The sequence below is a fragment of the Ureaplasma canigenitalium ATCC 51252 genome (genome assembly GCF_000712165.1).
Classification (GTDB): domain Bacteria; phylum Bacillota_I; class Bacilli_A; order Mycoplasmatales; family Mycoplasmoidaceae; genus Ureaplasma; species Ureaplasma canigenitalium.
This window is the reverse complement of the sequence record NZ_KL544010.1, coordinates 349,280-374,903: the sequence shown is the minus strand read 5'-3', so window position 1 is coordinate 374,903 and position 25,624 is coordinate 349,280. Positions and strand designations below refer to the sequence as shown.

The window sequence follows — 25,624 nt, the reverse complement described above, 5'->3', positions numbered from 1 at the left end:
ACTAAAAAACCACTGTTTGGTGGTTTTTTTAGTTTCTACTATACCAACGATAGTTGATTGCATCTGACCCATCACTATAGTAATTCTTCCGTGTTCCGTTTTTAATAAAACCTAATTTTTGATAAAAATTATTAGCCTTCTCATTATTCACAGAAACTTCAAGTACGATGTCCATTCCTTCATTCATAAGGTGGTGAATCATTAATGAACCAAAACCAATTTTCTGAAATTGTGGAACTACATTAATTCTTAATACTTCATTAAACTCAGAAGTTTTTGTAACAATCATATATGAGACAAGAAAAATATCCTGGTAGATTCCGACAATGATGTTTGAGTGATCAGAAGTAAGAATTTCAATGAGAGTTTCTTTTGAATAAGCTTCAATACCGAAAGTTTCTTTTTCAAAAGTCGCTATTAATCCTAAATCGTTAAGTGTAGCATTCCTTAGATATTTTTCTTTAACACTAGAGTTCGTCTTTGATGTAGTTTCCATATAAATCATCAATTTCCTTTGCTTCCTTAAATGAACTAAAAGGTAGTTTAGTTAGGGATTTTCTTCGATCATACTGATCAAGATCTTGATATTGGTCGTTTGATTTTAGTTTGTCTAAATCTATCTTGGAGACAAGTTGATAACGATTATCGTTTTGAGTCATAACGAAGTAGCGCCCACCTCTTGCATCCATAAAAATTAAGACTGAGGGGTCTTCTCGGTAAATATTAAATGTATCAAGAAAATAAACTTTAATCCCTTTATTTGAAACAAGCAGAAGTTTTGCGATGGTAAGAACAATTCGAATTCCAGTAAAGGAACCAGGCCCGTGATTAATATATAGATATTGTAATTCTTTCAAGTGGATATTTTTGGTATCAAGTAGAGTTTTTAATTCGTATATAACTAAATCAGTCATATTTTTTTTAGTTGGAATGATTCTACTTTTTATTAGTTTTTCTTTTAAATAAAGAGCGATGATAATGTCGTTAGTTGTACAGTCGATAAAAACCCTAAACTGATCGTTCATTTTTTAGTTCCTTAATTTTGTCTGTAAATTCAACAGGAAGTTCGGTTTTGATTTCAATATATTCATTAGTAACTGGATGTTTAAAACCAAGAAGGTAAGCGTGGAGGTATTGACCGTATGGTGTTGTATGTTTTTTTGATCCATAAAGAGGATCATTAACAATCGGATGGTTAATATGTTTCATATGCACTCGAATCTGGTGGGTACGTCCAGTTAGGATTTGAACATCTACGAGAGCATGATGCGGATACATTTCAAGCACCTTGACAATAGAAATAGCATCTTTCTTGTTTTTAGCCGTCCCTGTTTTCATTAATAATTGTTCATTGTTCGCAAAACCAATTGGTTCGTTGATTTTAAAATGAAGTAAATCATCCCCGAACCGATTCTCAACAATAGCATAATAATGTTTTTTAATTTCTTGCTTAAAAAACTGATCTTGTAAAATGCTATGTGATTCATCGTTCTTGGCAATGAGAAGAATACCTGAAGTATCTTTGTCAATACGGTGAGTTAAGTAAAAGTGATTGTGGCCGAAGTAATGAAGAAGAGCGTTCGCAATGGTATTTTGCTCATTGAATGATGTTGGATGTACCAGCATTCCGCTTGGTTTATTTAGGAGCAGTATATATTCATCTTCATACAAAACTTCAAGCGGAAATTGGTAAGGAGTAATGTCTTTGTAGTTTTCAAGTACATTTAGATTTTCATCATTCACTTGAATTACATCTTTGTCAACAACAAGGTGATTTTGTTTATTAATAACAGCATCATTAACCGTTATCAAATCTCCTTTAATTAGCTTGTGGACATAAGTTCGCGATTTGTGAAGAATTTTAACAAGATAAATATCAAGTCGTAAAGGTTGTTCTAGCTGAACATTAATTTTTCTCATTTACAACTCTTTCTTTTCATCAGATGAATCGATATTAGGTTCATCTTTTTTCTTGTGTTGGTTTTTATCTATTTCATTTTTTTTATCAATTTCGGTGATGTATTTTTCTCAGTCAAATTGGTCATTATTAACTTCAATAATCTTTGTGTCAGTTTCTTCAGCTAACTGTTCTAGGTTATCATGACCATTTTTCATTTTTTCTTTTTTTGCTTCTTTTGTTCACTTAAGAATTAGAGAAAGCACCATATTAAAAATAATGAAACCGACACCTGAAACTATATAAACATCGAAGAGGTTAATAATGCTATTACCCATTTTTCAATAATCAACAACACCGTGGTGGATATTATTTGGAACTCGTTCAAACTGACTATCCATAATTCCTTCTACATCCTTAATGATATATTCAGGAATTGCACGATCTATGATATTTCCAAGACCACCAAAAAGAATAAATAGTAACGGAATATAAAGATAGGATCGATTAAGGAAAAAGAAGGAAACAATCCCAACTACAATTGGGATTGACTGGACGAAATATACAACACCAACAGGGGCATTACTCAAGTTACCAAGACCAATCCCATTGTTTAAGGTGAGAGTATAAATTCCACCAAAAGGATTTAAACTTCCTGTTTTTGCGACAAGGTTGAGTACATGGTCTCGAACTAGGAAACCTGAGACACAAACAAGAAGGGAAATCCACACCAGGTTAATTAATTTATAGAACACACTTTCCATTGATGTGATGCTTAAAAAATAGTCACGAGTTGACTTATTTTTAATTTTATTAATTACTTTTTTTAATGGATTAATCGCTCTTAATCGTTCATTAAACATTGTAATTGCCTGGTAAAATTTACTATTTTTAAAAGTAGAAAATGACACGTACTAACCTATATCGTATATTTAGAAGGATGTTCTTTTTTCATTAATGCAACAAATTCATCTTTGTCCATATTCCCATACTTCTGCATTAGAATCTTACACTCTTCAAGCTCGTTGATTGCTCATTCTTGATTTTTGAAATTTCGCACTTCAACTTTTTTCTTTTGTAGATTTTTGTAGTTTTCAAAGAAGTCCTTGATTTCAAGTAATAAATGTGGTGGCACATCTTCAAGATCCTTAATGAAATCAAATCGCGGATCTACATCAATAACGGCCAACAATTTTGTATCAGTTTCGTTGTTATCAATCATTTCAAGAGCTCCAACAAGTCGAGCCTTTACTCTGCTACCTGGGATTAAACTATGGTTTGAGATGACAAGAACATCAAGTTCATCTCCATCATAGTCAAGTGCATCTTTAATGAAACCATAGTTTTGGGGATAGACCATTGATCCATAAAGCACCCGGTCTACAATGATGTCACCAGTCTTCCGGTCGTATTCGTATTTAATAGCGGAATGTTTTGGTATTTCAATAGTTACATTAATTTTCATACAATCTCCTAAAAAACATTAATTTAAATTATAAATGATATAGATAAATGTTTTATGATAGTTTCAATTAAAATAATAATGATTAAAAATTATGAATGAAAAAGAAAATAAAATAAAAGACAAAACGAATAAACAAAATCCGGTTGACTTTAAAGTTGTATACGGAGTTATTGACCGATTAACACCTGAGTATGCCTATATTGATCTTGGTAACAAAATTAAGGGGGTTTGCCAAATTAATAATTTATCGGAATATTCTTATGAATATATTAAGAGTAAATTTCATATTGGTTCTGAATACTTGTTCGCAATTAAGGAATATGATGAACGATTAGGGATTTTTTTTCTTAATCACAAGGTAACAGACCCGATTGAAATTAAGCAGAAAAGAAGATCTTATCCGACACTGTCTCATGCTCGTAATTTAAAAAAGTTTGTTTATTCATTAATTAATACAGAAGAGAAGGTTTAACCTTCATATTAACTTAAATTTATATATAATCTACTATTATTTACCGAAAAGAGTATATGTTTAGAAAACTACTAAAAAGCATATACCGTTATCTAATGAAAAACAAAGGGAGCTTCATCGCTTTATCCATCCTTTTGTTTGTAAGTATATTTAGCTTTAGTGGTTTAACTAATTTATCACGAACACTAACAAGTAGTTTCGAAAAATTAGTGACAGAACAAAAGTTACATCACATTACGGTTAACGAGTCATATGCTGATGATAAAAGAGCAATTAATCAAAAGAAATTTTACAATTATCTTGATCAACTTAAGACTTTTTACTTAAAGCAAAACAAGATTCTTGATTATTCAAATGATACTTCTTTGCTTGTTAACTCCTCAACTAGTAACTTTACCTATAAGGTAATTGATTATGATGTTACGAGAAAAATTAATACGCTTGAAAGCACTCTTAATGGTAAGTTAAAAGATGTTGGTTGAGCTGATTATGATATTCCTTCTTTAATTAAGTTATCCAAAAACAATCTTGAATCTGATTTAGTTACTCATTTAAACGATCCTTTTAATAGTAATAAAGTTATTTATGACTTAATAGGTAATAATGAAAAAAAGGACAATGAGAGTGTAAATTCCGAACGGATTAATGCACGACGAGTGCTCCTAGAGCACATTTTCCTTGGTCGTTGGGATAATACCGAAGATCCTTATTATCTAAATTTTAAGACAGCATACGGTCATCTAAAAGCAAATCCCGACTATGATCCGTTATTCCCGAATATTCAAGGACTTGAAGCAAGAACCGCGACCGATTTAATTGATGTTAGTCGTCAAATGCTGCTGATACTCTACCCGAACAAGGATTTAATAAAAATTAATGGTGAGACAAGTCTTGTCATTAAGGATCATCGAATGACGATTAGTTTTAACCGATCAGGTGTTATTATTCCTGTTTACTTTGACATCTACTCAAGTTATACGGCGGTTGTTCCACCGGAATTTCTTCTTACGAACAATAAGAAGGTTTATGACATTAATGAATACCAAACATTTCTTTCAAGAAAAACTGATCAGAAACAATATGAGAACTGATTTAACGATATTGATGATCAATATAAGGTTTATATTGATAGCACTCCTTTTCTTATTTTAGGGTCAAGTATTACCCCTGATTATATGTATCCTATTATTAGTTTTGAATCGGTTATTCCAAATCCGAAGCGCGAAACTCTTGTTTATGTCAACCACAACGGTTTTTCAAGAATCTTCGATGGATTTAGATCAAATCCGATTGAAAAGAATTTGCAGCTCCGTTTATCTAATATTGATGGTTCAGGTGTTAGTGCTAAGGAGATTAAAGAATTAATTAATAATATTAATAATGAAGTTAAAAGCAAATCGCTAATGAATTGACCACTTAATTTTGATGTTGCTTTTGAGAAGGAAGATACTAATAACCGAATTACTCCGAGTCCACTACGGATTATTTTTGTTAAGAAAATTACAATTTCTATAAGTACCTTTACTTATATCATTATTACCTTTATTTCAATCCTTTCTGTTTTCGTTGTTTTTATTATTGTAAGACGATTCATTAATCAAAACAAAGCGAAGATTGGTACACTAATCGCAAATGGTGTTAATAAATACAAAATAATTTTAAGTTTCTCGCTAATTGGCCTTGTCCCAAGTGTCATCGGTGGTGTTTTAGGATCAATTGCTTCTTTTTATTCGCAAAGTGCATTGCTTGATTTAATCAAGGACTACTGACAAATTCCAACGAACTTTGCTCCATTTAATTTTGGTTATTTAATATCGAGCATCATTGTCCCGTTTAGTATTCTTTTCATCATAATTTTTGTGATGGGTTACTTCGCTCTCCGAAATTCTCCGCTTGCTCTTATGAGTGGATTTAAAGAACATAAACCATCAAAGGTCGCAATCTTCTTTAAGAAGTTTTTCCCATATGCTTCAGGGATTAATAAGTATATGATTACATCTGCATTTGGCAGTCTAACGAAGATAGCGATTCTTGGATCAATGACCGCTCTCTCACTTGGTTTAATTGTTTTTCTAACCACTACCCGAAATAAGATTGATGAGTCAACGAACCTTACTCTCCTTAGTAAAAAATATAAGTATGCGATTGAATTAACAACTCCAAGCAATGCTGGTGGACAATATTATGCAATCACTCCTGAAACAATAGGGCATACGATTAACTATAAGGATAAACAAGGTAAAGAATTTAATATTGATCAGGATTACCGAAATACTGATTATATGCATCTGGTAACTAAGTCGCTTTTTAGTCAGTATGCCAATGTTAAATTTACCGGTGCGAAGGACAACGACATTAAGAACAATAACCTAAGATACATAGCGAATGCATTTCAGGTAAAACAGTTTCTTGATTTTAGTTTCGGAATTAAAGATAGTCTTTCATCCTCAACTAATCCATGATCAATTACTAAAGCACTAATTCCTGAAAATACCCTTCAAAACATTAATACTTTCTATCGTAAATGAGCGACAAGAATCGTTAACGACCACACCATCTTTACCGACCGTCCAAAGGAGAATAATCCAAAAAAGGATATCGCTAGAAAAGCATATGAAATTTTAGCAATTAATAACATTCGTGATGATTCTCAATTTAAAACAAAAAATGAATTAGAACAGCTCCTAGAGCGAAGAATCAAAAATATAAACGATAAAGAACTTGATCGAAACAGAGCTTTTTATAAGCTTTATATACGTGTTTTTGATGAAGAATATAATGTCAATGAATTTACTGTCTTATATAGTTTTGATAAGCAAGAAAATCGCTGAAAAACTAGCGATATTCCTCTTGATTTTCTAAATACACTGGATGGCAATTCACACTATATGGGAAACATCTATATTGAAAAAAACGATCTTGAAATTCTTCAATATGGTCAAGATCGTCTTATTGACACCATCTTTAAAAAAGAAAATTCCAATGACCAAAACGTCATCACTTTCAGTAGTTATCTTCGTCATATGTTTTTAACTCCAAAGAAGGATGGAGACTTCGTTCTTAAAGAACCTAGCAATATCTTTAATGTTCGTTTATTTATTGCTCATCATGCTCTTAATAACGAACTAACATTTATCGACGATAATCAAATCAAGCACCAGTTACCATATGATGATTTAACTGACCTTTTTGTAACTAGTATTGCTAATAATATATTTACCGTTACCAACAAAAAGGAAAAGAAGACGATTACCTTTAGAAAAGACTTTGTTCAAGAGTCATATGCGATTGATTCGAATCGAGCGACAAATGCGAAGTCATCTGCCTTCGCTACCCGAATTAGTGATCAATTTATTAATCTACTTCTTCTAAGTTTTCCATCAAGTAGTCGTGACTACATTGATGTTTGGAGTGGAGTTCTCTTTAACGCAGTTCCGCTTGATTATGGAAACGAGAAAGATGCGAATAAAAATATTGGTTTCGATGAACCATATATTTGAATTGATTCTGATTTAATTAGTGTTAATAACACTCCGTTGGTTAATCCTACATCGCTTAAACTTACTGGAATCATTGAAAATAGTCGTCTTATTGACCTTTATAGTCATAGCAAAAAAATCAATAGTCTTTTATTTGATAATGAAAATGGTATTATTATCAACCAAAATGCAGCAAAGAAATATCATCTTGTTATTGGTGATCAAATTGAAATTATTGCGAAGAACACCAAAAATCGTTATGAAACCAAAAACAACCGAGTTACAAAGTTAAAAGTTATCGCAATTTCAGATACATATCAGACTCCTGAAATCTACATTAGCATCGAAGATGCACGAAAAATTCTTGATTTAAACGAAAATACAAGCACGACCAACACTAAATATCGTCAATTTAAGGGAGCTTTTAATGGTATTCTTACAAGTAAGAAGAACCCTGAAATTCTAACAAGATTAACAACTATTTATAGTCCATCCGGTCTCTATCCCGTATCTGAATCTTGAAAGAAGGATGAGGCGACACTTAATTTAATTTCGAATGTACTTATCTATGACGAACAAATTGATGGCAAAATTGATCCAAAAGATGTTCGATTTGGTCTTAAATCATCCCAAGATCATCTTGCTTTTGCCCTTGGTTTTACTTCGTTTAATGCCCTACGTGCCTCCTTGAAATATGATCGGTTAAATATTGAACAGGTAAAAAAAGCTGCAAGTCAAGTCATTGACAGACTTGTTATGAAATACGGCAAAGACACTTACCTTTCTGTATTAAAAAATGTTGAAGCTGTTGATATTCTATTTGCTATCCTTGATACTGCGAACCGTACCATTACGAAGGTTGAGACAACGGTTATCATCATCATTCTCGCAATTACTTTAATGGTAGTTATCCTTCTTACAACAAACTCACTATTTGACATTCTAAAAGTAATGGCTCTCCTTAAGAATTTAGGTTATAAGGATGGAAAAACTGCTTGACTCCTTATTACTCAGTTAATCCCTCCGTTCATCATCGGGTTCCTTCTTTCCATCCCGATTGTTTATGGAGTTTCAAATGCTTTTATTGAAGTTATTTTTAACTCCCTAGGTGTGCTTGTGACATCGGGAATTGCTTTCTGGCACTTCCTGATTATTATCGGTGCCATTTTCATTCTCCTTCTTATGATTTATTTATATTCATTATATTTAATGAAGAAAATGGATATCGCAAACGCTTCAAAGAGGTATTAATATGAGAACCTTGATTGGAAACATCCTTAAAGCTAATAAGCTTTTTCATCTAATTGAAAACAACGATAAAATTGCTGTCGGTGTTTCTGGTGGAAAAGATAGTATGTCGCTCCTTTTTTGTCTTTCAAAAGTCAGAGACATTGTTAAAAAATACTTAAATTGGGACATTGAAGTGATTGGGATTCACTTAAAGATGAATCTTTGTCACATTGATTACGACCCTATTATTAATTTTTTTAAGGAACACAATATTACCTTTATTCTAAGGGATACTGAGATGGGTGATATTCTCCGTAACCAAATGAAGAAGGGGAAAATCCAATGTTCCCTTTGTTCGAAAATGAAGAAAGCCATCTTAATTGAAGAGGCTAAAAAATATGGATGTAATAAAGTTGCGATGGGTCATCATGCAGATGATGCTATTGAGACTCTTTTTATGAACATGGTAAACGAAGGAAGAATCGCGACTTTTAAACCAAAAATGTACCTAGATCGTATGGGAATTACCTTTATTCGTCCGCTTATCCTGGTACGTGAAAAAGACATCATATCCGCTTCTAGACAACTTCCGGATATGCCAATTGTTCCATGCGGATGTCCTATGGAGGGATTTACAACACGAGATTACATGAAGGATTTTCTAGATAGTAATTTTTATCATAATCCAAAGTTTAAAAATAGTTATCATAATTTCCTTACTTCACTCTTAAATAGCAAGGAATTTGACCTTTGATTTAAGAGCGAAGATGATTCTATTCTTGATTTTAATATAAAGGAAATTAACAATACGAAAATTAAATATATGGAAAAAGAAAAGAAGAGTGATGAAGAAAAAATGATGCTCGATGACATTTCTGATTTTGAATAATCAACATGTTTAATAATGATATGTGATAAAATTTAAAGATAGTACTGCATATAAATACGAAAGGAACATAAATGTCCATATTTAATCCAGCTGATTTAGTTGAATTAATTAATACTGTTGCCGCTACGAACGACCTTCCGATTGAAAGTGTCAAGAGTATTATTAGTGAAGCTTTTACTAAAGCATATTTAAAACACCGTCCTGACACTAACTTTACAACTATTGTTGATGAGAAAAAAGGTACGATTAGTTGTTACCAAATTTACAAAGTGGTCGAAGATGAAAGAAAGAACGACGACTCACTTGAAACAGGATACGACGACTTCGTTGAAAAAACAATCTCTGAAGCAAAGATGATTAATAAGGATGTAAAAATAGGGGATGAGCTACTTGTCCCTTATGACATTAGCAACTTCGAACGCTCACAAGTTAATCAAATTATTCAGTATTTTAAGCAAAAAATTGCCGAATTAAAGAATAGTAAAATCCTTATTCAATGAGCTGATAAACTAAATACCATCGTGTATGGTAAAGTAATTGAAGTAATGGAACGAAACAACCATGTTTCTGGTGTTAAGGTTGAGTTTGATGATGATTTAAAATCAATTGGTTTTTTACCATCAAAGGAAATGATTGGTACTGAAAAATTAAAGGTTAACCAAACTTATCCTTTTTATCTTAAAGAATTAAAAGAAGGTAGTAAAAGCTTCCCCATTGTTCTTTCAAGAACCGATAAAGCAGTAGTTATTGAAATTATTAAAAAAGAAGTCATTGATGTACGTGATGGTATCGTACAGATTAAATTAATTGAGCGAATCCCGGGTGTAAGAACAAAAATCGCTGTCGATTCGATTAATCCAGCAATTGACCCTGTTTCTTCAATCATTGGATTCCATGGTGCTATCATTAATAATATTTCTAGTCAATTAAATAACGAACGAATTGATATTGTTAAATACTCAAGTGATGAAAAAGTCCTAATTGCGAACTGCATTGGGATTGATCGTATTAAGGGTTTTATTTTTAATAATAATGAGGAAAAGGGTTACAAGAATGTTACTGTCATTGTTGGTCAACACGATTTACCAGCAATCATTGGTCGCGGTGGTTCAGGGATTAAGTTAACGGCTAAAATGACCGGATATAACATTGATGTTAAAACGGAAAAAGAAGCTCGTATGGAAGGTCTTCAATACCGACCGTTTGATATGAAAGTGTTAAAAAATATGCAGATGGAATCGATTAACAAGAAAAACTTGACAAACGATGAAATGCTTGCTGTTATTTCGGAACTTAAGAATGAAGTTAAAGATCTTGAAGGTGAGATTGATAAGACTTTTAGTTTCTCAAAAAAAGAAAGTGATGATTCGAATAATAATACATCAACTTCTACTAATACTCTTGATGATACGAAAGAAGAATTTGAAGTGATCGAAGGATTTGAGCACTTCATTACGAAGAAGGAAGATTAATTTTGAATCAAAAACAACCTGTCTACCGGACTTGTTTTTTTAGTCGACAACGACACCAGAAGAACGAGTTGGTAAGGTTTATCATTGTAGATCACACTTTCATTCTTAATAATCAAAAAGGTCGTGGATACTACCTAAAAATTAATGATGAGATAAATATCATGAAAGTCTACCGGAAGATTTGTAGTATCTTTAAAATAGTGAACACTGATGAATGTCAACGAATCTTAACAGAATTAGTTAAAACAAAGGAGTAAGCATGGCAAAAAAAGTAAATAATAAGATTAAAAACGATAATCGTAAGGGAATTGATCTCAAGAAGCAACTAAAAAAAGTGGATGTCGGAGTATTTAATGATACCTTTATTTTCACAAGTCCACTAACCATCGCAGAACTTGCTCCTAAACTGAACAAGAATCCTAATGAAATCATTATGCGTTTCTTTAAAAAAGGGATTGCATATAACTTAAACACTATTTTAAACGAAGAACAAATTGGGGAACTTTGTCTTGAATACGATCTTGATTTTAAGATTGAAAAAAACATTACTCAAGAAAACCTTCTTGAAAATATCAGTTTTGATGATAAGGAAGAAGACCTTTCTCCGAGAGCACCTATCGTAACAATTATGGGACACGTTGATCATGGGAAGACTACCCTGCTAGATACCATTCGAAAAACAAGTGTAACGAGCGGCGAAGCTGGTGGTATTACTCAACATATCGGAGCTTACCAAGTTGTTAAAAATGATAAACCAATTACCTTTATTGACACACCAGGACACGAAGCATTCACAGAAATGCGAGCACGTGGTGCGAATTTAACTGACATTGTTGTCCTTGTTGTAGCAGCTGACGATGGTATTAAAATGCAGACCGAAGAAGCAATTGATCATGCGAAAGCAGCTGGAGTTCCCATCATTGTCTTTATTAATAAAATGGATAAATATGAAGCTGACCCAATGCGTGTGATGACTCAACTTTCTGGTAAAAATATTAATGCTGAAGAGCTTGGTGGGGACACGATGTTTATCAAAGGTAGTGCTTTAAAGAATGAAGGAATTGACGAACTACTTGATGGTATCCTTCTTGTCGCTGAATTAAATAACTACAAAGCGAACCCGAACCGTCTTGCTTTTGGAACAACAATTGAGGCTAATCTAGACAAAGGTCTTGGTCCTATTGCTACCTTACTTGTGCAAAATGGTACTCTAAAAAAAGGTGACTACCTAGTTGTTGGTAAAACATACGGAAAAATAAGAAATATGTTTGACGAGCAAAACAAGGAAGTCGATATCGCTCCACCTTCAAAACCAGTAAAAATTACTGGTCTTCTTGAAGTTGCGGCGGCCGGGGATAAGTTCCTTGCTCTTAGTGATGAAAAACAAGCTAAGATGATTGCGAACGAAGTGAAACAAAAACACCTTAGACTTGAACGTGCTGCAATCGTCTCTAACGACCTAAAACAAAAGATTTTAGACGGTGAACTAAAGAATATTAACATCATTATTAAAGCAGATGTTCAAGGTTCACTCGAAGCACTGAAAGCAATTGCTTCCCAAGTTGAAGTTGATGGTGCTAACTGTACTATCGTAAGATCTGCTGTCGGTGGTATATCTGAGAGTGATGTGCTTTTAGCTCAAACATCAAATGCCATCATCATTGGTTTTAATGTTCGACCAAGTCGAACAATCAAGGACTTTTCAGAAAGTTCTAATGTTGACATTATGACATATGATGTTATTTACCACTTTAAAGAAGATCTGCTTAAATGATTGAAAGGTAGTCTTGATCCAATCATTGTTGAAGAAGTAATTGGTGAGGCAACCGTTCTTAAAATTTGAAAACACTCACAAATAGGTACCATTTGTGGATGTAAGGTTAATAGCGGAAAAATTAAACGGAATGCCCTTGCTCGGATTATCCGTGATGGGGTTGTTATTTATTCAAGTAAAATAAATACACTACAACAACAAAAAAATCCAACAACCGAAGTGCAACACGGAAATGAATGCGGATTGACGATTTTTAACTTTAACGACATAAAAGAAAATGACGTTATTGAATGTTATGTTAAAAAAGAGCAAAAAATAGATGAGGTAAATTAAAGCTATGGCTTCTGATGTAAAAATAGGTAGGATGGAATCATTAATCATGGATGTGATTAATGAGACTTTGACTTTCCATGTCAATGACAAAATCGCAAAACAAGCTCGTATCACAACCGTTCGACTTTCAAACGATCTTTCTGTCGCTAAAGTTTTTTTCGATACAACAGACCGGAAAAAGACCAATCTTACTCTTGAAGCTCTAAATAAGATCCAAGGTCTTCTTAGATCTAATGTCGCAAGTAAATGAAAAGGATATAAAGTGCCTGAACTTCGATTCGTCATTGATGAAACGATTGACTATGCGATTAATATCGAAAATTTATTTAAAGAAATTAAAAAGAAAGAAAACCAAGACAAATAGCTATGGTTAGTGAAATGAAGAAGAAAGTGAAGCATAAAGACTATTATAGTCTTGAACGTCATTTAAGAAGTCGAAGAGGAGTTCTTGTCTCGTGGTTGATTATTGGTCATCTTATTTTCCTTTTCTCATTAGGACTTGGATTGTCTTTTCATTTTCTCCAATCAAAAAATCTCGACCAAATTGGAACTTATATCGTTAGTACAAAAAGCGATTTAGTAAAAGCAACACAGATTGTTATATATGTCGGACTAGGTGTATCCTTCTTTCCACTCGCTTTCCTAATTAGTTGTTGGATTACTGGAATTAACGGAGTTTATACCAGTACTTCGTTTCACATTATGACGTGGTTTCTCCTTTCTCTTTCTTTTATCTTAATGATGATTTCAATCTCCTTAGTAGTTAGTATCCATATCTTTATTTAGCAAAGTCATCTAGGAATGACTTTTTTCTTTATCTTGTAGAGAAGTTCTTAGGTCTACAAAGAAAAAAAAGTCCGTTTGGGACTTTTTTATTTTTAGATTCGTTGAAACAAGACATTAATTGCTTCTTCTAATTGATCCATTAACTCGATGACTCGCTCACAATGACTTCGGTCTTTTGCATGTAGAATTCCATTTCTAATTGTTTTAAAAGAAGGTTTATATTGTTTAATAATTTTTTCCTTCTCAGGTTCAGGAATTTTAGTTGAAGCTCGTATTCTTTTGTTTAAGCTTGATTCTAAATCATCTAGACGTTCTAAAGAATTTCTTGGAACACAAGAAACAGTGACAATTGCGATTGGTATGGAAACAAGAGCAATTGAAAGCATCGTAATTAATATCTTTTTGCTTTTCTTCATCATTTACTTCTATATTACTTAACTACGAAGTAAATTATATTAGAAATAAGATGAGAAACTAATTTGATATTTTAGATAATCACATTAATTATCTTTTTTCTCACTAGCTTTTGTTGAGTATTTACCGTCTTTAATCTTTTCAAGATCTAAATCGGTTCCATTAAGTTTAATGTACTCAATTTCGTATTCTGTACCTGGGTTAAGGTTGCTGAAGACGAAGTAACCACCTTTGACTAAAGCGTCTTCGCTCTTACCTTCTTGATTAAATTCAATAACTTCGTCATGGTTTTTCAATTTAACTGTCACTTTATCAGTGTGTTTTAAAATTTTGTCGAAGAGAATTGAAAGACCAAAAGATTTCGAATCAATATTAACTAGTTTTACATCGTTGGGAACAGGTGGAGTTTCAACTGGTTTTTCAAGAATAAACTTTCAATAACCATTAATGACACTTTCGTCATATTTATCAATGGTAAAAATTGAATCAGCTGCTGTTGCTACATCCTTCATTTTGTAAAGAAGGGTACCATCTAAATCAACCTTTTTGTCATTGATTGTTAAGTTAGATACGGTATATTCTTTTTTAGCTGTTAGAGAGCTATCATCTAGTTCAACTCATAGAATACGTCGATTATCAAACCCATCACCTTGGGTTTGAATGGTTTTAGTATATTCTTTATTGTTTACAGTAAATTTAACTTTACTACCGACACTTAATAGTGAATTAAAAGTAAAACCAACGAATTTACTTTTTTTACCATTGAATTCCTCGCTATATTTAACTTTTTCGACAAGTGTTGGAGTAATGGTTGCTGTTTCATCTTTCGCTGTGTGGAAACTTAGTAAGCTTTCATTTACTTTTAGGTTTAACTTTTTATCGTTTCAATAAATTTCCTTAATTTTATAATCGGTATTTTCTTTTAATCGATTAATAATAAAGGTATAACCACCAAAAGGTGATGGGAATGAAATTCCTTCTTTTTCTGTCTTATCTTCAAAGACAACTTTTATTGAAACACTGTAATTATTTGGATTGTTCTTGATTTGGTCTATGTCTTCATTTGTGTGATATTCCTTAGGAATAGCAATTAAACCTGAATATGTGGTACTTGAGACATTAGGATAAATAGTTGTAACAGGTGTTGTGATCTTCTTAATTCCAGGAGTTAATTTAAGTCCTGGAATAATTTCTTTTTTCTTTTCAGGACTATCTTTAGGACTGGTTTCAGGTTTCTTCTCTTTTCCAACTTCTGGATTCTTTTCATCTTTACCTTTTTCAGGTGTCTTAGCATCCCCTCCAGGTGTCTTATCCTTGTCTGGACTTTCAGGATTCTTTTTACCATCTTCCGGTTTTTTAGGAGTTTCGGGTACCTTTGGACTTTCAGGAGTCTTAGGTTTTTCTGGTGACTCTGGATTTTTAGGAACCTTAGGTTTTCCAAGATTATTACCAGTATCAGTTCCTCCGGTATTGCCCCCTTTGTTATCCGATTCAGGTCGGCAAGCGACCGCGACTGCAGCAATCGATGCTGAGACAGCAAGTGTTCCTAGAAAACTAAATAATATCTTTTGTTTTTTCTTTGTCGTCATAAAGATTTATCCTTATCTAAATATCGTTTATATACTTATTGTTTTTTTAAATTGAAGATGTTTCTATAATTAACTTTCTTTTTTGAACTAAAGTTCATATACAGAAACGGAATGTAGAGAGTTAGAACAAGAATTTTTATTTACTGATTAAACCATTTTCTATTGTCCTTTAACTAGTACTTTTAAGTACTTTTTGATTTCAAAATATAGTAGTATAGAACTTAAAAATTAGGAAGAGATTTGTTATGATACGACAGTTTTTCGTCTTTTTTTAGTTAATTTTTTCAATAAAAACTAATTGATTTGATAGATGAGTTAACTGAATTTGAAAATTTTTAAATTTTTTAACAAAATTTTCTTCAGGATTTTTGGTCATCTTTTAACTCTGATAAATGAAAGTATGAGAATTAAGGAGTGTATCTCCTTTTTTTCTTTCAATATGAAACAAGAGATTGAATACGGAATTCTTAAAAGGTGAAAAGAGTGTTAAATAGCATCCTTTTAAACACTAGATTCAATAATTTTTACCCTTTTTGTAATTTTGCGATCATTTTTTTTCTTTTTCTTTCAGTTAAAGACAAAAGAAGGGAGCATAGTAAATGAATAATCTATATATTAATAATATAAATAGTATGATAGGTACTGAAAATGCTTTTAGTATATAATTTTCAATATATTATTTTTACAACAAAGGAACCTTAATTATGCATAAAAATAGTAAAAAGAAATTATTAATTGGAATTGGTACATTTCTTGGTCTATCAATTCCCCTTGTTACTATTTTAAGCTGTTGTAAAAATAATGATCGAGATGAAAAAGGAACGCATACTAACTCTGAAACAAAAACGAATCCAACTGTTGGCGATGTAGAAACAAAGAACGATTCAAAAGGTCAAACCAAAGATGTTGCTCCTTCACCTGATTCAACAGGTCATACCAATGAAGTTACTCCTTCACCCGATTCAAAAGGTCAAACGAATGATGCTAAACCTTCACCTGATTCAAAAAAAGAGATGACACCAAAAGAACCGGAAGTTTTAATAAATAAGAGTGATGATAAGACGAAAGAGACTGAAGAAGAAAAAACTATACATCCAGTTACTCTAGTATCCATTGTTCCATCAAATAGAAAAACGAACGAAGTTCAATTCGATCTTCTTTTTAAGGAACAACTCTTACCAGGAACACAGATAAAGTTTACTGTTAATGAAAAAGAGGTAACGAAAGATATTGATGTTATGTCAAATAATGTTTCCATCACATTAGAAAATATCAATGGTCTATCTTCATTGAAGTTATCTGATTTAGCCGTTAACGGTATAACTATTAATCTCGATAGTACAAAAAATCAATTTCCACCAATTAAAACTGATGTCGTTTTAAACAGTACTTACCACGAGAACCTAAAGGTCGACTATAAGTTGACTCTTGATCCGTCTGTAATTAACTACACAAAAGACTCGAAGATTTATTTTGTTATTAAAGATTACCGGAATAATGAAGAAAAAAGCGAAGAACACCTTATAGCTGATGTTATGAAGGATGAACATCATTTAACTCTTCTTTACACTTCTAGTAAGGATTATTTTAATTATGGAAATGATGTTGATTTAGTTGCAAGAATAGTGGTTAAGGATGGGGATAAAGAAGTTGCTCTTGACCATTTTTCGTTGACCCCTTCTAAGAACCTTAGCAATTTTCCGGTCAAACACAAAGCAATCTTTAACATTTACAAAGATTTATCGTATTTTCGGGATGAAGATTTAACAAGTGCGAAGGATATCTACGATAAGATTATTAATTTTCTACGAACTAAAATTGAAAAAAGTTTTAATCGAGCTGAAGGTAAGGTTAAACGTACAAAGAGTGATAATCCTGCTTGGACTCTAATTAAAAAAAGTTTTGATGAAACAAGAAAAAAGATTAATCAATTAAAAGAGACTTTAAACAATTTTATCGATTTTTATCGACTTGTTAGTGACATCGAGGAAATGAAAAATAAACCGCAACTTTCTCCAGAAGAAAATATTGTATTAAAGAACTTTGAAGAAGAATTAAAAACAAAAGGAATTAAGAACCTTTATGTTTACTTTATGAATGTTTGACCTATCCTAGTTGAAATTAACGAAAACTCGAGCAAAAACATTGATGACTTCCGTCAACAAGAATTAATGGACAAGAAAAACGATAAAACCAAACCGAAGAAAAAGAAAACTAAGAAAAAGACGACAAGTGAGGGTAAAGCCTAAACAACAAGTCTCTAAATTACTAAGAGAACAAAAAAAGACTAATGAATGGTTAGTCTTTTTAGTTCCGCATAGTTTAATTTAACTTACACTTTTATTGAATTTAAAGCATCAGCTAATGTTGGTCTACAACTTGTAGCTACCACAGCGGTAACAGCACCAATTGCTACAACAGAACCAATACCAATAAGTAATTTCTTTACTTTTTTTGACATTTTATTTCTCCCTTATGTTTAAAGCACTAAGAAAAATAGAAAAGGAGCTATTTCTTAGTGCTTTATTTATAAACCAGGCTAACCGTTTTTTTTTTTTTTTTTTTTTTTTTGATTGAAAAAAAGTGAAATATTTAGAAAAAGTAGAATCTAAGGTACATTTATTAATAGAAATATTGAAGATTTTAATATTTACTTATTTTTTCTAATAATTGTCGTAAACTACTAAATTCATTTGATCGTATTTGGTCATGGAGAATTGAAACCTCATTTAATTTATTTTGCAGTAAATTATGTAAATTTTAATTGTTGAGCCGCCCGTGAAATAGATGTTCCTAGCTTTATTTGCATTACTGTCTTTAAGTTCAACAAGACAGATGCATAGGGTTAATTTAACATTAGGATCTTTGATATTTCTAATGTATTGAAGATAAGTTTCATAAAGTCTACTTGTCTTATTTTCATCAATATCATTATGATATTTTTTAATTTCAACATAGATAAGATGTTCTTTAATTCTGATAATAAAATCAGGGAATGAATTTGAAAGTACGTTATCATCGCTTAGAAATTGAATAAAGAGTGGTCAACAAAAGAAGAAGAAGAAGAAACATATCCGCTTATATATTCGCAAGAATTATGAAAAATTAGAAAATTATTTTTTATTTTAAAAAAAGACATAATGTGGATAACTAAAAAAATCCAGTTGCCTGGATTTAGTATCAGTGTTTTTTTTAATTTTAAGCTTGTTTAAAGAGTTTTTTACTAATCGTTTTCGAGATTACTGGAGATTCTCGTCCATCTTTCATTAGTATATAGTTAACAGTAATTTCACCTTTTTTTTCATTTCTAGTTGCATTAACAAACTTAACAGTAACCGCCATATCCTTAGTATCAATAGTAAAAGACTGTTCTTCTAAATTTGCTTCACTAAATAGAGTGGTAGATGCATCTTTATATGTGACAGTAACTTTACTGTCGATTGGTGTAAAATCAATAACATTAGGATCATCCTTAAACTCATCTGATCGAAGTGTAAATTTATGAATTTCTGTTTTCTTAAAAGAAGTTTCTGGGTTACCAATGATAAGACGGATTCGAACCTTAATACTTTTTCCGTCAAGTTCTTTTTTAGCCTCTACAAATTGTAATGTTAAATTTTTATCAGTTGTTGAGAATAAGAAGTTTTTTTCATCAAGTTTAGCATCGTTAATTGTTGTATCTTGTGAACCCGGATAACTAATTGTAATTGTCTTTCTTAACTTTTTGAAGTCAACCTTCTTTCATTTTTTGTTAGGGATTTGAATAGTTCTTATCTCTGATGAGTATTGGTCAAATTTAATAATATAAGATACTTCGATACGGTCAAATAGTTTTCCACCCTCGTTTACCTCAATATATTTCGCACTCTTGAATTCAATTGATGTTCTAACATCCTCGCCTGTAAAGAGGAAATTATCCTTATTGTTTAAATCAGCAACATAGAAGTATGTATCTTTACTATTTTTATAACTGACCTTTAGATTAGTTACAAACTGGTCTCAATTAATTGCTTTTTCATCCTTAAATTGGGTTTTCGGGATAGTAAAAGTATAAACTTTTGAGTAAACATCATTCTTTTTTAGACGGTATGAAACAACAATAGAGTCTTGATTTTCATTTAACACTGCATTTTCAAAGACAGCATCATATTGCTCCCCGTACTCTCCTTTTATATCAAAGAAGTACTTTAAATGTTCATTTGTTAATTCCGCTTCGGTAATTTTGATAGTATCTGATTTTTTGTAGAATACAGAAATAGATTGAGCGACTTGATCAAACTCTTTTTCTTGTTCGTTATTTATTTGCTGTTTAAATTGGCTAGAAGGAATATCGTAAGTAAATATTTTCGATTCTTTACCATATTTAGACATCTTATATGAAACGATAATTTTTAAATTAGTTTCATCTTTCTTTACATCCACAATCTTAAGAGTAAAAGTAAAGTCAGGAGATGATATCTTGTATTGATTTTTATCAGTTAAAGCTTCACTGAAAAGGGTTTGCTCACTATTAATATATATAACGGATACCGTTTTTGATGCAGCTTCAAAAGCTACATCGTCTTCGCTTTTGAAATCCTTCTCTGAAATAGTAAAACGATATTCTTTAGATCTGTATCCATCTGTTTCCATTGTGTAAATAACGGTTAATGACGACTTTGGTCCGATGGTAAGAATAGCTTCTATAAAGTTAAAGTGAATCTCCTTGTTAGGTGAATTAAAAAGATAAAAGTCTTTTTTTAATTTCGCATCGATTATTGGGATAGTATTTGAATTTTTGTATGTAACAACAACTTGCTTACTTAATTCATCTCAGTTTGGTTCAGGGTGGAGATGTTGCTTTTTTTCTTCCTTTAAGAAGAGATCCTGGTTAAGATAAAAAGTATAAATACCAGATTCTTGTTTTCTTTTACTTAACTTGTATTTTACAGCGATAGCAGTTCCGTTTTCATTTAATGATGCATTAATAAATTCTACCTTAACAGAAGGGTCATCGTTTTTTAAAGAATATGCATCTGGTTTAAATGACACATCCTTAAAACTGGTTTTATTCGCATTGTGGTATGTTACGGTTGTGTTTTTGTTTAATTCATCAAAATCAATTTTAGGTTCACTCTTAAACTGGTCGCGACTAATTAAAAATTGATAACTTTGATTTGAAAGAATATCGTCCTTCATTAGTTTATATTTAACAATAATTCCTTCGTCAGTTTTTGTTATATGTTCGAATATAATTGAGAGATTTTCATCATTTTTAATTTCTAAATCAGTGGATTTTAAACTTGATGGTACATCAAGATAAAAGACATTTTCCTTGTCGGGATAACTAATGATTAAAGCATTGTTCATAGTTGTAAAAGTTTCATTTACAAAAGTATTAAACTCGTAATTGAAGTCATCAACCATTTGCTTTATTTTTTTGTTTTGGTCATCTTTTTTAAGTTTTTTTACTTTTTCAAGTTCATTATCTTTTTGTTGCAGAAGACTATTTAATTTATCCCTAAAAACCCCTTTTTGATAGGTGTTCATAAGGATGTTTTTATTCTTTTCATAGTAACTTAGACTAACAGTTTCCGAATCAGTTTTCTTAGTACATGATGTTATGGTTCATGAAAAAATAATAATTGAACCAAGACCGAATAATGTACTTAGGATTAAATGCTTATTTTTTTTCATAACTTTTACCTCAAGTCTTTTTAGTTAGTTATTATACACTTAAAAGATGAAGAGAAACAAAAACGGTACAAAACAAAGATATTATTATCTTTTTTTATGTTATGTCATCATTAAATTCTTCTAAAAAGCAAAATTTTAAAAAAAATAATTTTTCCTAATTTACTTTTAAGGTTTGTTGTGGTAGTAATAAAAGGAAGAATTAATCTTCTATTAATTACAAGCTTTATATTAAGAAATATAAACAGAAAGGTTTTTATGAAAAAAACTACATTAAAGAAAGCTCTTATGCTTTCTTTTGGAGTATTCGCAATCGCTGGAACAATCGCAAGTATTGCAGTCGCTTGCCGTCCTGAATCAGGTAAAAAAGGTGGCAAAGAAAATGGTAGCGGTGGTACCGGTGGTAACCAAGGAGGGAATAATGAAAAAGTTCATGTCTCTCCTAAGTATGTTCAAGAATATCGACAACCAACTGTTAGTGAAATTAATGAACTTAGAAGTCAATGAAGAAAGGATGTAGAAGCTTTTCCTGAACGACTAAATAAATTTATTGGTGATAAATCGGTTTACACAACTCAACCGAAATTAGCTACCCTTCGTACAGGTGCTTCTTTAACAACTGAAGAGGCTTTATATGCTTTCGGTATTGCTCCTGACTATATTCACTATAAATGAAACGATGCTAGTCTGGAAGTTGCTGTTCCATCTTACCTTGAAGGTTATTATGACCCAAGTAAGAGTAAGTCTTGAAATGGTAAAGCTCCAAAAGAAGCTGATCTAAAGGCAAACCAAATTGGTGTTCTTGTTACGACAGCGGGAAACATTAGCGGAACGGAAAAATTTGTTACAAGTAAGGCCGTTGGAGCGGTAATTGCTCAATCACGAACCGCAAGTATTCCGAGCAAAGCTCCGTATTATTTCTCACCAAAGGAATTATTCGGTCCTGAAAACAAGAATCTTGAGCATAAGGTTGACGCACATGCTGGATCACCTATTTTCCTTGCTGACCCTTATGAAGGTATTATTTTCACAGCAAAGATGCTTGATAAAGTATACGATGCGAAGGAATTTAGTCCTGTCCACAATGCGAATGTTGATGGTCAAACAAACTTTAATACTTTCGAAGAATATGCTCGTGCATATGTAAAAAAAGTTCGTACAAATGTAGCTACATGAGCGAAGGAAAACACAGCTTGAAATAATAAGAAAGTACTAGTATTTAGTCCTAATGTACAACCAGGATCAGGTGCTTCACTTGATACAAACTTCGCTGAAAACGGTGATGGTTTTGTTAATACACGTCGTTCATTTATTATGCAACCGGTTTATTTCTCTGGACTATACGGATCAAAAGATGACCCGGAAACACCAGGACTTGGAGCTTTATTCCCTCAACCAATTTCCCACCTAAATGACATTCAAAAGTATGTTGATGACTATGGATGAATCGGTGGAAAATCACTTGTTAGTGATGGTCGTGAAATTGGTGATACAATCTCAAAGAACATTTCTGATGCTTTTAAAGGTACTTCTGACTATGTGATTTATTCTTACAACCAATACCTTCTTAAAGGATGAGGTAAGGATAAAGCAAATAATGATAAACTAGCGAAGGAATATGAAGATGCTCTAACGAAATTTATTAATGATGAAAATAATAAGAGCAAACTTCCATTTACAAATGCATTAAAGGGTAAACCAGTTGTTGGTAAGAATGTCTTTATTGTAAGAAAAGATCAATGACATGATGCTTCTTATGGTTTTATTGGTCAACAAACAGCAATTAATTATCTTGATATGTTCTATAAACAATCATTAGGACAAGAACACAAAGAAATTGAACTTGGTGTTCCTAAATTCACTCCAGAACAAACAATGAACATTAGAGCATTTAAGAAATAAAAATAATGTATCAAATCAAACATAACGACGAAAAGAAAGGTATCTATACTAGGTACCTTGCTTTTCATTCTAAAGTTAAAACATTTTTAACTAAACCACTTGGAATTTTTCTTGTTCTGTTTTTTGTTTTTGGTTTTTTTGTCTTAATGTTCTTTATGAACATTCTTTACAGTCCGAATCAATTTTTTAACCAAGAGACAAACCAGTATGAATGAGTTTATTGACGTAGTTTTCAGAGCATAATTCAAGATCGGTCAGAAATACTTCGAATCTTTTATCCGGTAGTGGCAAAAATTCTACTTTCCATTTCAATTCCATCTGTTGGTTATGCTGTCCAAATTACCACTCGGAATCGACTTTCAAGTCCTTCAACCTTAGGTTTCACTCCTGCTGCCATCCTTTCGTATATCACCTTTCTGATAGCTTTCCCGAATCGTTGGTGGATGACCTACATTATTGGTTTCGTCTTCACAGGTGTCATCATAGTAATTAACTATTTACTGCAACGACAGAACCAGCATGACACTAAAAATTTCAAACCAGTACTAATTGGTTTCGCAATTTCCGCTTCAATTTCCGCCATTGGGATTGTGCTTTCGGTGACCGATCCAAAAAATGTGAATGCCGCTGTTATCTGAACTGGAGAACTTGTTTATAACAATCAGTGAGTGAAAATTTATGCATCGGGAAGCATTGTCCTTGTTGCGATGATTACACTACTTTGTCTTATTCCGAGTTTAAAAATTATGCAGAAGGATTTTCTGCTTGCAAAAAGTCTTGGAATTAGAACAAATGTAATTTATTGGACAGTCGCCATCATAGCTGGTATCCTGGTCGTTAGTACCATCGTTATCACCACTCCGTTAATTCTTATCGGATTAGTAATGCCGAATGTCGTAAGAAACTTATTTCGACGACATACCCCACTCTTTGTTTTCCTAGTAGGTTCACTCTTTACTCTTTCCTTACTTCAATTTGCCCTTTTCCTTCAGATTCATTTTCAATTTGGTCAAAATTTCCTAATGGCTATTTTATCGGCCTTTGTCTTGCTCTTCGTAATGAATAAAAATAGGAATGTCTAGCAATATGAATTCATCATCCTTAATTAATAATGGCAAAAAGAAAAAAATGTTTTTTACTATAGTAAAAAACCGGAAAGTGATTATCTCTTGAGTAACAATTGCTCTCATTACCCTTCTTGCATCGTTTCTTACCCTTTTCGTTAGTGTAAGGAATCGTCAAGGAAACATCCTAGATACTATATCTCTTTTTTATACCAACTGAAAAATTGTTCTGCAACTTTTCATTACTGGTTTTAGTCTTGGGATATCAGCCTACTATGTTCAACAAATAACGAACAACCGCTTGATTGATACATCAACAATCGGGATTGGAAATGTTTGTCTTATTGGTCTTCTTCTCCTTGCTTTTAGTCTTAATTTTGAAGTACCAGAAAATGCGACCCTATTTAATAAATTATTACCATTCATATTTATCATTTCTTCGGCAGTTGCCGCCATCTTTCTTTACTATTTTGCTAAAACCAAAACCAATTTTAACCATACCAAGTTAATCGTTGCAGGTTTGTTTATTAACTTCATCGCAATTGCTCTCGCAATTTCGCTTCGAAACAAACTAAGTCTTACGACAGTAAATACTCTTGACCGACAACTTGTCGGGAGTTTTGATACGAAGAGTGATGTAGAATGAGCAGTAGGTGCATCCTTCTTTTCCGTCTCTATTCTTTGACTATTAATAAGAAGTCCGAAGATTAGAATTGTGATTACTGACAAATATGTCGCGGAACAACTTGGTCTTCCTGTACGAAGCATTAACTTTGAGTTGATTATGATCTCTGGTATTCTTACCGGTGTAGCATATATTCTTGCTGGAAACATCCTTTTTCTTGGAATAGCATCCGCAAATATTGCATATTCGCTTTTTGGAAAAAAGAACAACCAATCAATGATTTATAGCGGTCTTGTGAACACTGTGTTTCTCCTATTTGGTCAATTTATTCTTCAAAACATCGTTTTTAACCGGACAGATCTCTTGTTTGAAACACCAATGGTCACACCGCTTCTGGTTGCTCCGTTTTTCATTATTGTGATTACCTTAAAGAAAAAAATTTAGATTCATAAACATTTTTCATAAACGAAAAAATAAGAACAAAACCTTTTTTGGTAATTTGTTCTTATTTTTTTCTTGTTCTAATCATAAATTGAAGATTTATTTATCAAAAGGATACT

The 25,624-nt window shown here is 32.1% G+C and carries 21 protein-coding genes; 12 read left to right on the top strand and 9 right to left on the bottom strand.

Annotation, left to right across the window (positions count from 1 at the left end):
• Nucleotides 1-28 precede the first annotated feature (28 nt).
• From T416_RS0103385 to T416_RS0103365, 5 genes are read right to left on the bottom strand one after another with little or no spacing between them, the layout of a single operon-like run.
• On the bottom strand, nucleotides 29-496 hold the full coding sequence (locus T416_RS0103385) for a GNAT family N-acetyltransferase (RefSeq protein WP_031489404.1): 468 nt from the start codon (nucleotides 494-496) through the stop codon (nucleotides 29-31).
• On the bottom strand, nucleotides 468-1,025 hold the full coding sequence (tsaB, locus tag T416_RS0103380; RefSeq protein ID WP_031489403.1) for a tRNA (adenosine(37)-N6)-threonylcarbamoyltransferase complex dimerization subunit type 1 TsaB: 558 nt from the start codon (nucleotides 1,023-1,025) through the stop codon (nucleotides 468-470). Before tsaB ends, T416_RS0103385 begins: the two co-directional genes overlap by 29 nt.
• Nucleotides 1,009-1,920: an RluA family pseudouridine synthase gene (locus tag T416_RS0103375; protein ID WP_031489402.1), complete on the bottom strand. Its 912-nt coding sequence runs from the start codon at nucleotides 1,918-1,920 to the stop codon at nucleotides 1,009-1,011. Before T416_RS0103375 ends, tsaB begins: the two co-directional genes overlap by 17 nt.
• Nucleotides 1,921-2,808 (bottom strand): lipoprotein signal peptidase, encoded by an 888-nt coding sequence (locus T416_RS0103370; RefSeq protein ID WP_051676031.1) that lies wholly within the window; start codon nucleotides 2,806-2,808, stop codon nucleotides 1,921-1,923.
• 8 nt (nucleotides 2,809-2,816) lie between these two features.
• On the bottom strand, nucleotides 2,817-3,362 hold the full coding sequence (locus T416_RS0103365) for an inorganic diphosphatase (protein ID WP_031489400.1): 546 nt from the start codon (nucleotides 3,360-3,362) through the stop codon (nucleotides 2,817-2,819).
• Between the two features lie 91 nt (nucleotides 3,363-3,453).
• Here T416_RS0103365 and T416_RS0103360 point away from each other — a divergent pair, with 91 nt between their 5' ends.
• From T416_RS0103360 to T416_RS0103325, 8 genes are all read left to right on the top strand, one after another.
• On the top strand, nucleotides 3,454-3,834 hold the full coding sequence (locus tag T416_RS0103360) for a S1 RNA-binding domain-containing protein (protein ID WP_031489399.1): 381 nt from the start codon (nucleotides 3,454-3,456) through the stop codon (nucleotides 3,832-3,834).
• Between the two features lie 56 nt (nucleotides 3,835-3,890).
• Nucleotides 3,891-8,564 carry an ABC transporter permease gene (locus tag T416_RS0103355; protein WP_031489398.1) on the top strand — a complete coding sequence of 1,558 codons (4,674 nt, stop codon included), beginning with the start codon at nucleotides 3,891-3,893 and terminating at the stop codon, nucleotides 8,562-8,564.
• A 1-nt stretch (nucleotide 8,565) separates the two neighbouring features.
• Nucleotides 8,566-9,432, top strand: coding sequence for a tRNA 2-thiocytidine biosynthesis TtcA family protein (locus T416_RS0103350; RefSeq protein ID WP_084277183.1), 867 nt, complete (start codon nucleotides 8,566-8,568; stop codon nucleotides 9,430-9,432).
• 71 nt (nucleotides 9,433-9,503) lie between these two features.
• The gene (gene nusA / locus T416_RS0103345; protein ID WP_031489396.1) at nucleotides 9,504-10,904 is read left to right on the top strand and encodes a transcription termination factor NusA; all 1,401 of its coding nucleotides are present in this window, start codon (nucleotides 9,504-9,506) and stop codon (nucleotides 10,902-10,904) included.
• Nucleotides 10,905-10,906: 2 nt separating this feature from the next.
• Nucleotides 10,907-11,161 carry a DUF448 domain-containing protein gene (locus tag T416_RS0103340; protein WP_031489395.1) on the top strand — a complete coding sequence of 85 codons (255 nt, stop codon included), beginning with the start codon at nucleotides 10,907-10,909 and terminating at the stop codon, nucleotides 11,159-11,161.
• Between the two features lie 2 nt (nucleotides 11,162-11,163).
• Nucleotides 11,164-13,011 carry a translation initiation factor IF-2 gene (gene infB, locus T416_RS0103335; protein ID WP_031489394.1) on the top strand — a complete coding sequence of 616 codons (1,848 nt, stop codon included), beginning with the start codon at nucleotides 11,164-11,166 and terminating at the stop codon, nucleotides 13,009-13,011.
• Between the two features lie 4 nt (nucleotides 13,012-13,015).
• A complete protein-coding gene (gene rbfA, locus T416_RS0103330; RefSeq protein WP_031489393.1) occupies nucleotides 13,016-13,375 on the top strand; it encodes a 30S ribosome-binding factor RbfA in 360 nt (119 codons plus the stop codon).
• Between the two features lie 14 nt (nucleotides 13,376-13,389).
• Complete coding sequence (locus T416_RS0103325) at nucleotides 13,390-13,797, top strand: hypothetical protein (RefSeq protein ID WP_031489392.1); 408 nt, start codon at nucleotides 13,390-13,392, stop codon at nucleotides 13,795-13,797.
• Nucleotides 13,798-13,889: 92 nt separating this feature from the next.
• On the opposite strand, the gene T416_RS0103320 is transcribed toward T416_RS0103325, so the two are convergent.
• A complete protein-coding gene (locus tag T416_RS0103320) occupies nucleotides 13,890-14,213 on the bottom strand; it encodes a Vmc-like lipoprotein signal peptide domain-containing protein (protein ID WP_031489391.1) in 324 nt (107 codons plus the stop codon).
• 84 nt (nucleotides 14,214-14,297) lie between these two features.
• Nucleotides 14,298-15,800, bottom strand: a complete 1,503-nt coding sequence (locus tag T416_RS03725; RefSeq protein WP_051676028.1) for a Vmc-like lipoprotein signal peptide domain-containing protein — start codon at nucleotides 15,798-15,800, stop codon at nucleotides 14,298-14,300.
• Between the two features lie 704 nt (nucleotides 15,801-16,504).
• On the opposite strand from T416_RS03725, the gene T416_RS0103305 reads away from it, so the two are divergent.
• Entirely contained in the window at nucleotides 16,505-18,049 is a 1,545-nt protein-coding gene (locus tag T416_RS0103305) for a hypothetical protein (protein WP_031489388.1), read from the top strand.
• A gap of 83 nt (nucleotides 18,050-18,132) precedes the next feature.
• On the opposite strand, the gene T416_RS04060 is transcribed toward T416_RS0103305, so the two are convergent.
• The gene (locus T416_RS04060) at nucleotides 18,133-18,261 is read right to left on the bottom strand and encodes a Vmc-like lipoprotein signal peptide domain-containing protein (protein WP_281169483.1); all 129 of its coding nucleotides are present in this window, start codon (nucleotides 18,259-18,261) and stop codon (nucleotides 18,133-18,135) included.
• 737 nt (nucleotides 18,262-18,998) lie between these two features.
• On the bottom strand, nucleotides 18,999-21,476 hold the full coding sequence (locus T416_RS0103285; protein ID WP_031489385.1) for a hypothetical protein: 2,478 nt from the start codon (nucleotides 21,474-21,476) through the stop codon (nucleotides 18,999-19,001).
• Nucleotides 21,477-21,731: 255 nt separating this feature from the next.
• Here T416_RS0103285 and T416_RS0103280 point away from each other — a divergent pair, with 255 nt between their 5' ends.
• The 3 genes from T416_RS0103280 to T416_RS0103270 are packed head-to-tail and all read left to right on the top strand — an operon-like array spanning nucleotide 21,732 to nucleotide 25,508.
• Nucleotides 21,732-23,375, top strand: coding sequence for a Vmc-like lipoprotein signal peptide domain-containing protein (locus T416_RS0103280; RefSeq protein WP_051676026.1), 1,644 nt, complete (start codon nucleotides 21,732-21,734; stop codon nucleotides 23,373-23,375).
• Between the two features lie 5 nt (nucleotides 23,376-23,380).
• A complete protein-coding gene (locus T416_RS0103275) occupies nucleotides 23,381-24,457 on the top strand; it encodes an iron chelate uptake ABC transporter family permease subunit (RefSeq protein ID WP_051676024.1) in 1,077 nt (358 codons plus the stop codon).
• 4 nt (nucleotides 24,458-24,461) lie between these two features.
• Complete coding sequence (locus tag T416_RS0103270; protein WP_169737249.1) at nucleotides 24,462-25,508, top strand: iron ABC transporter permease; 1,047 nt, start codon at nucleotides 24,462-24,464, stop codon at nucleotides 25,506-25,508.
• Nucleotides 25,509-25,624: the final 116 nt, after the last annotated feature.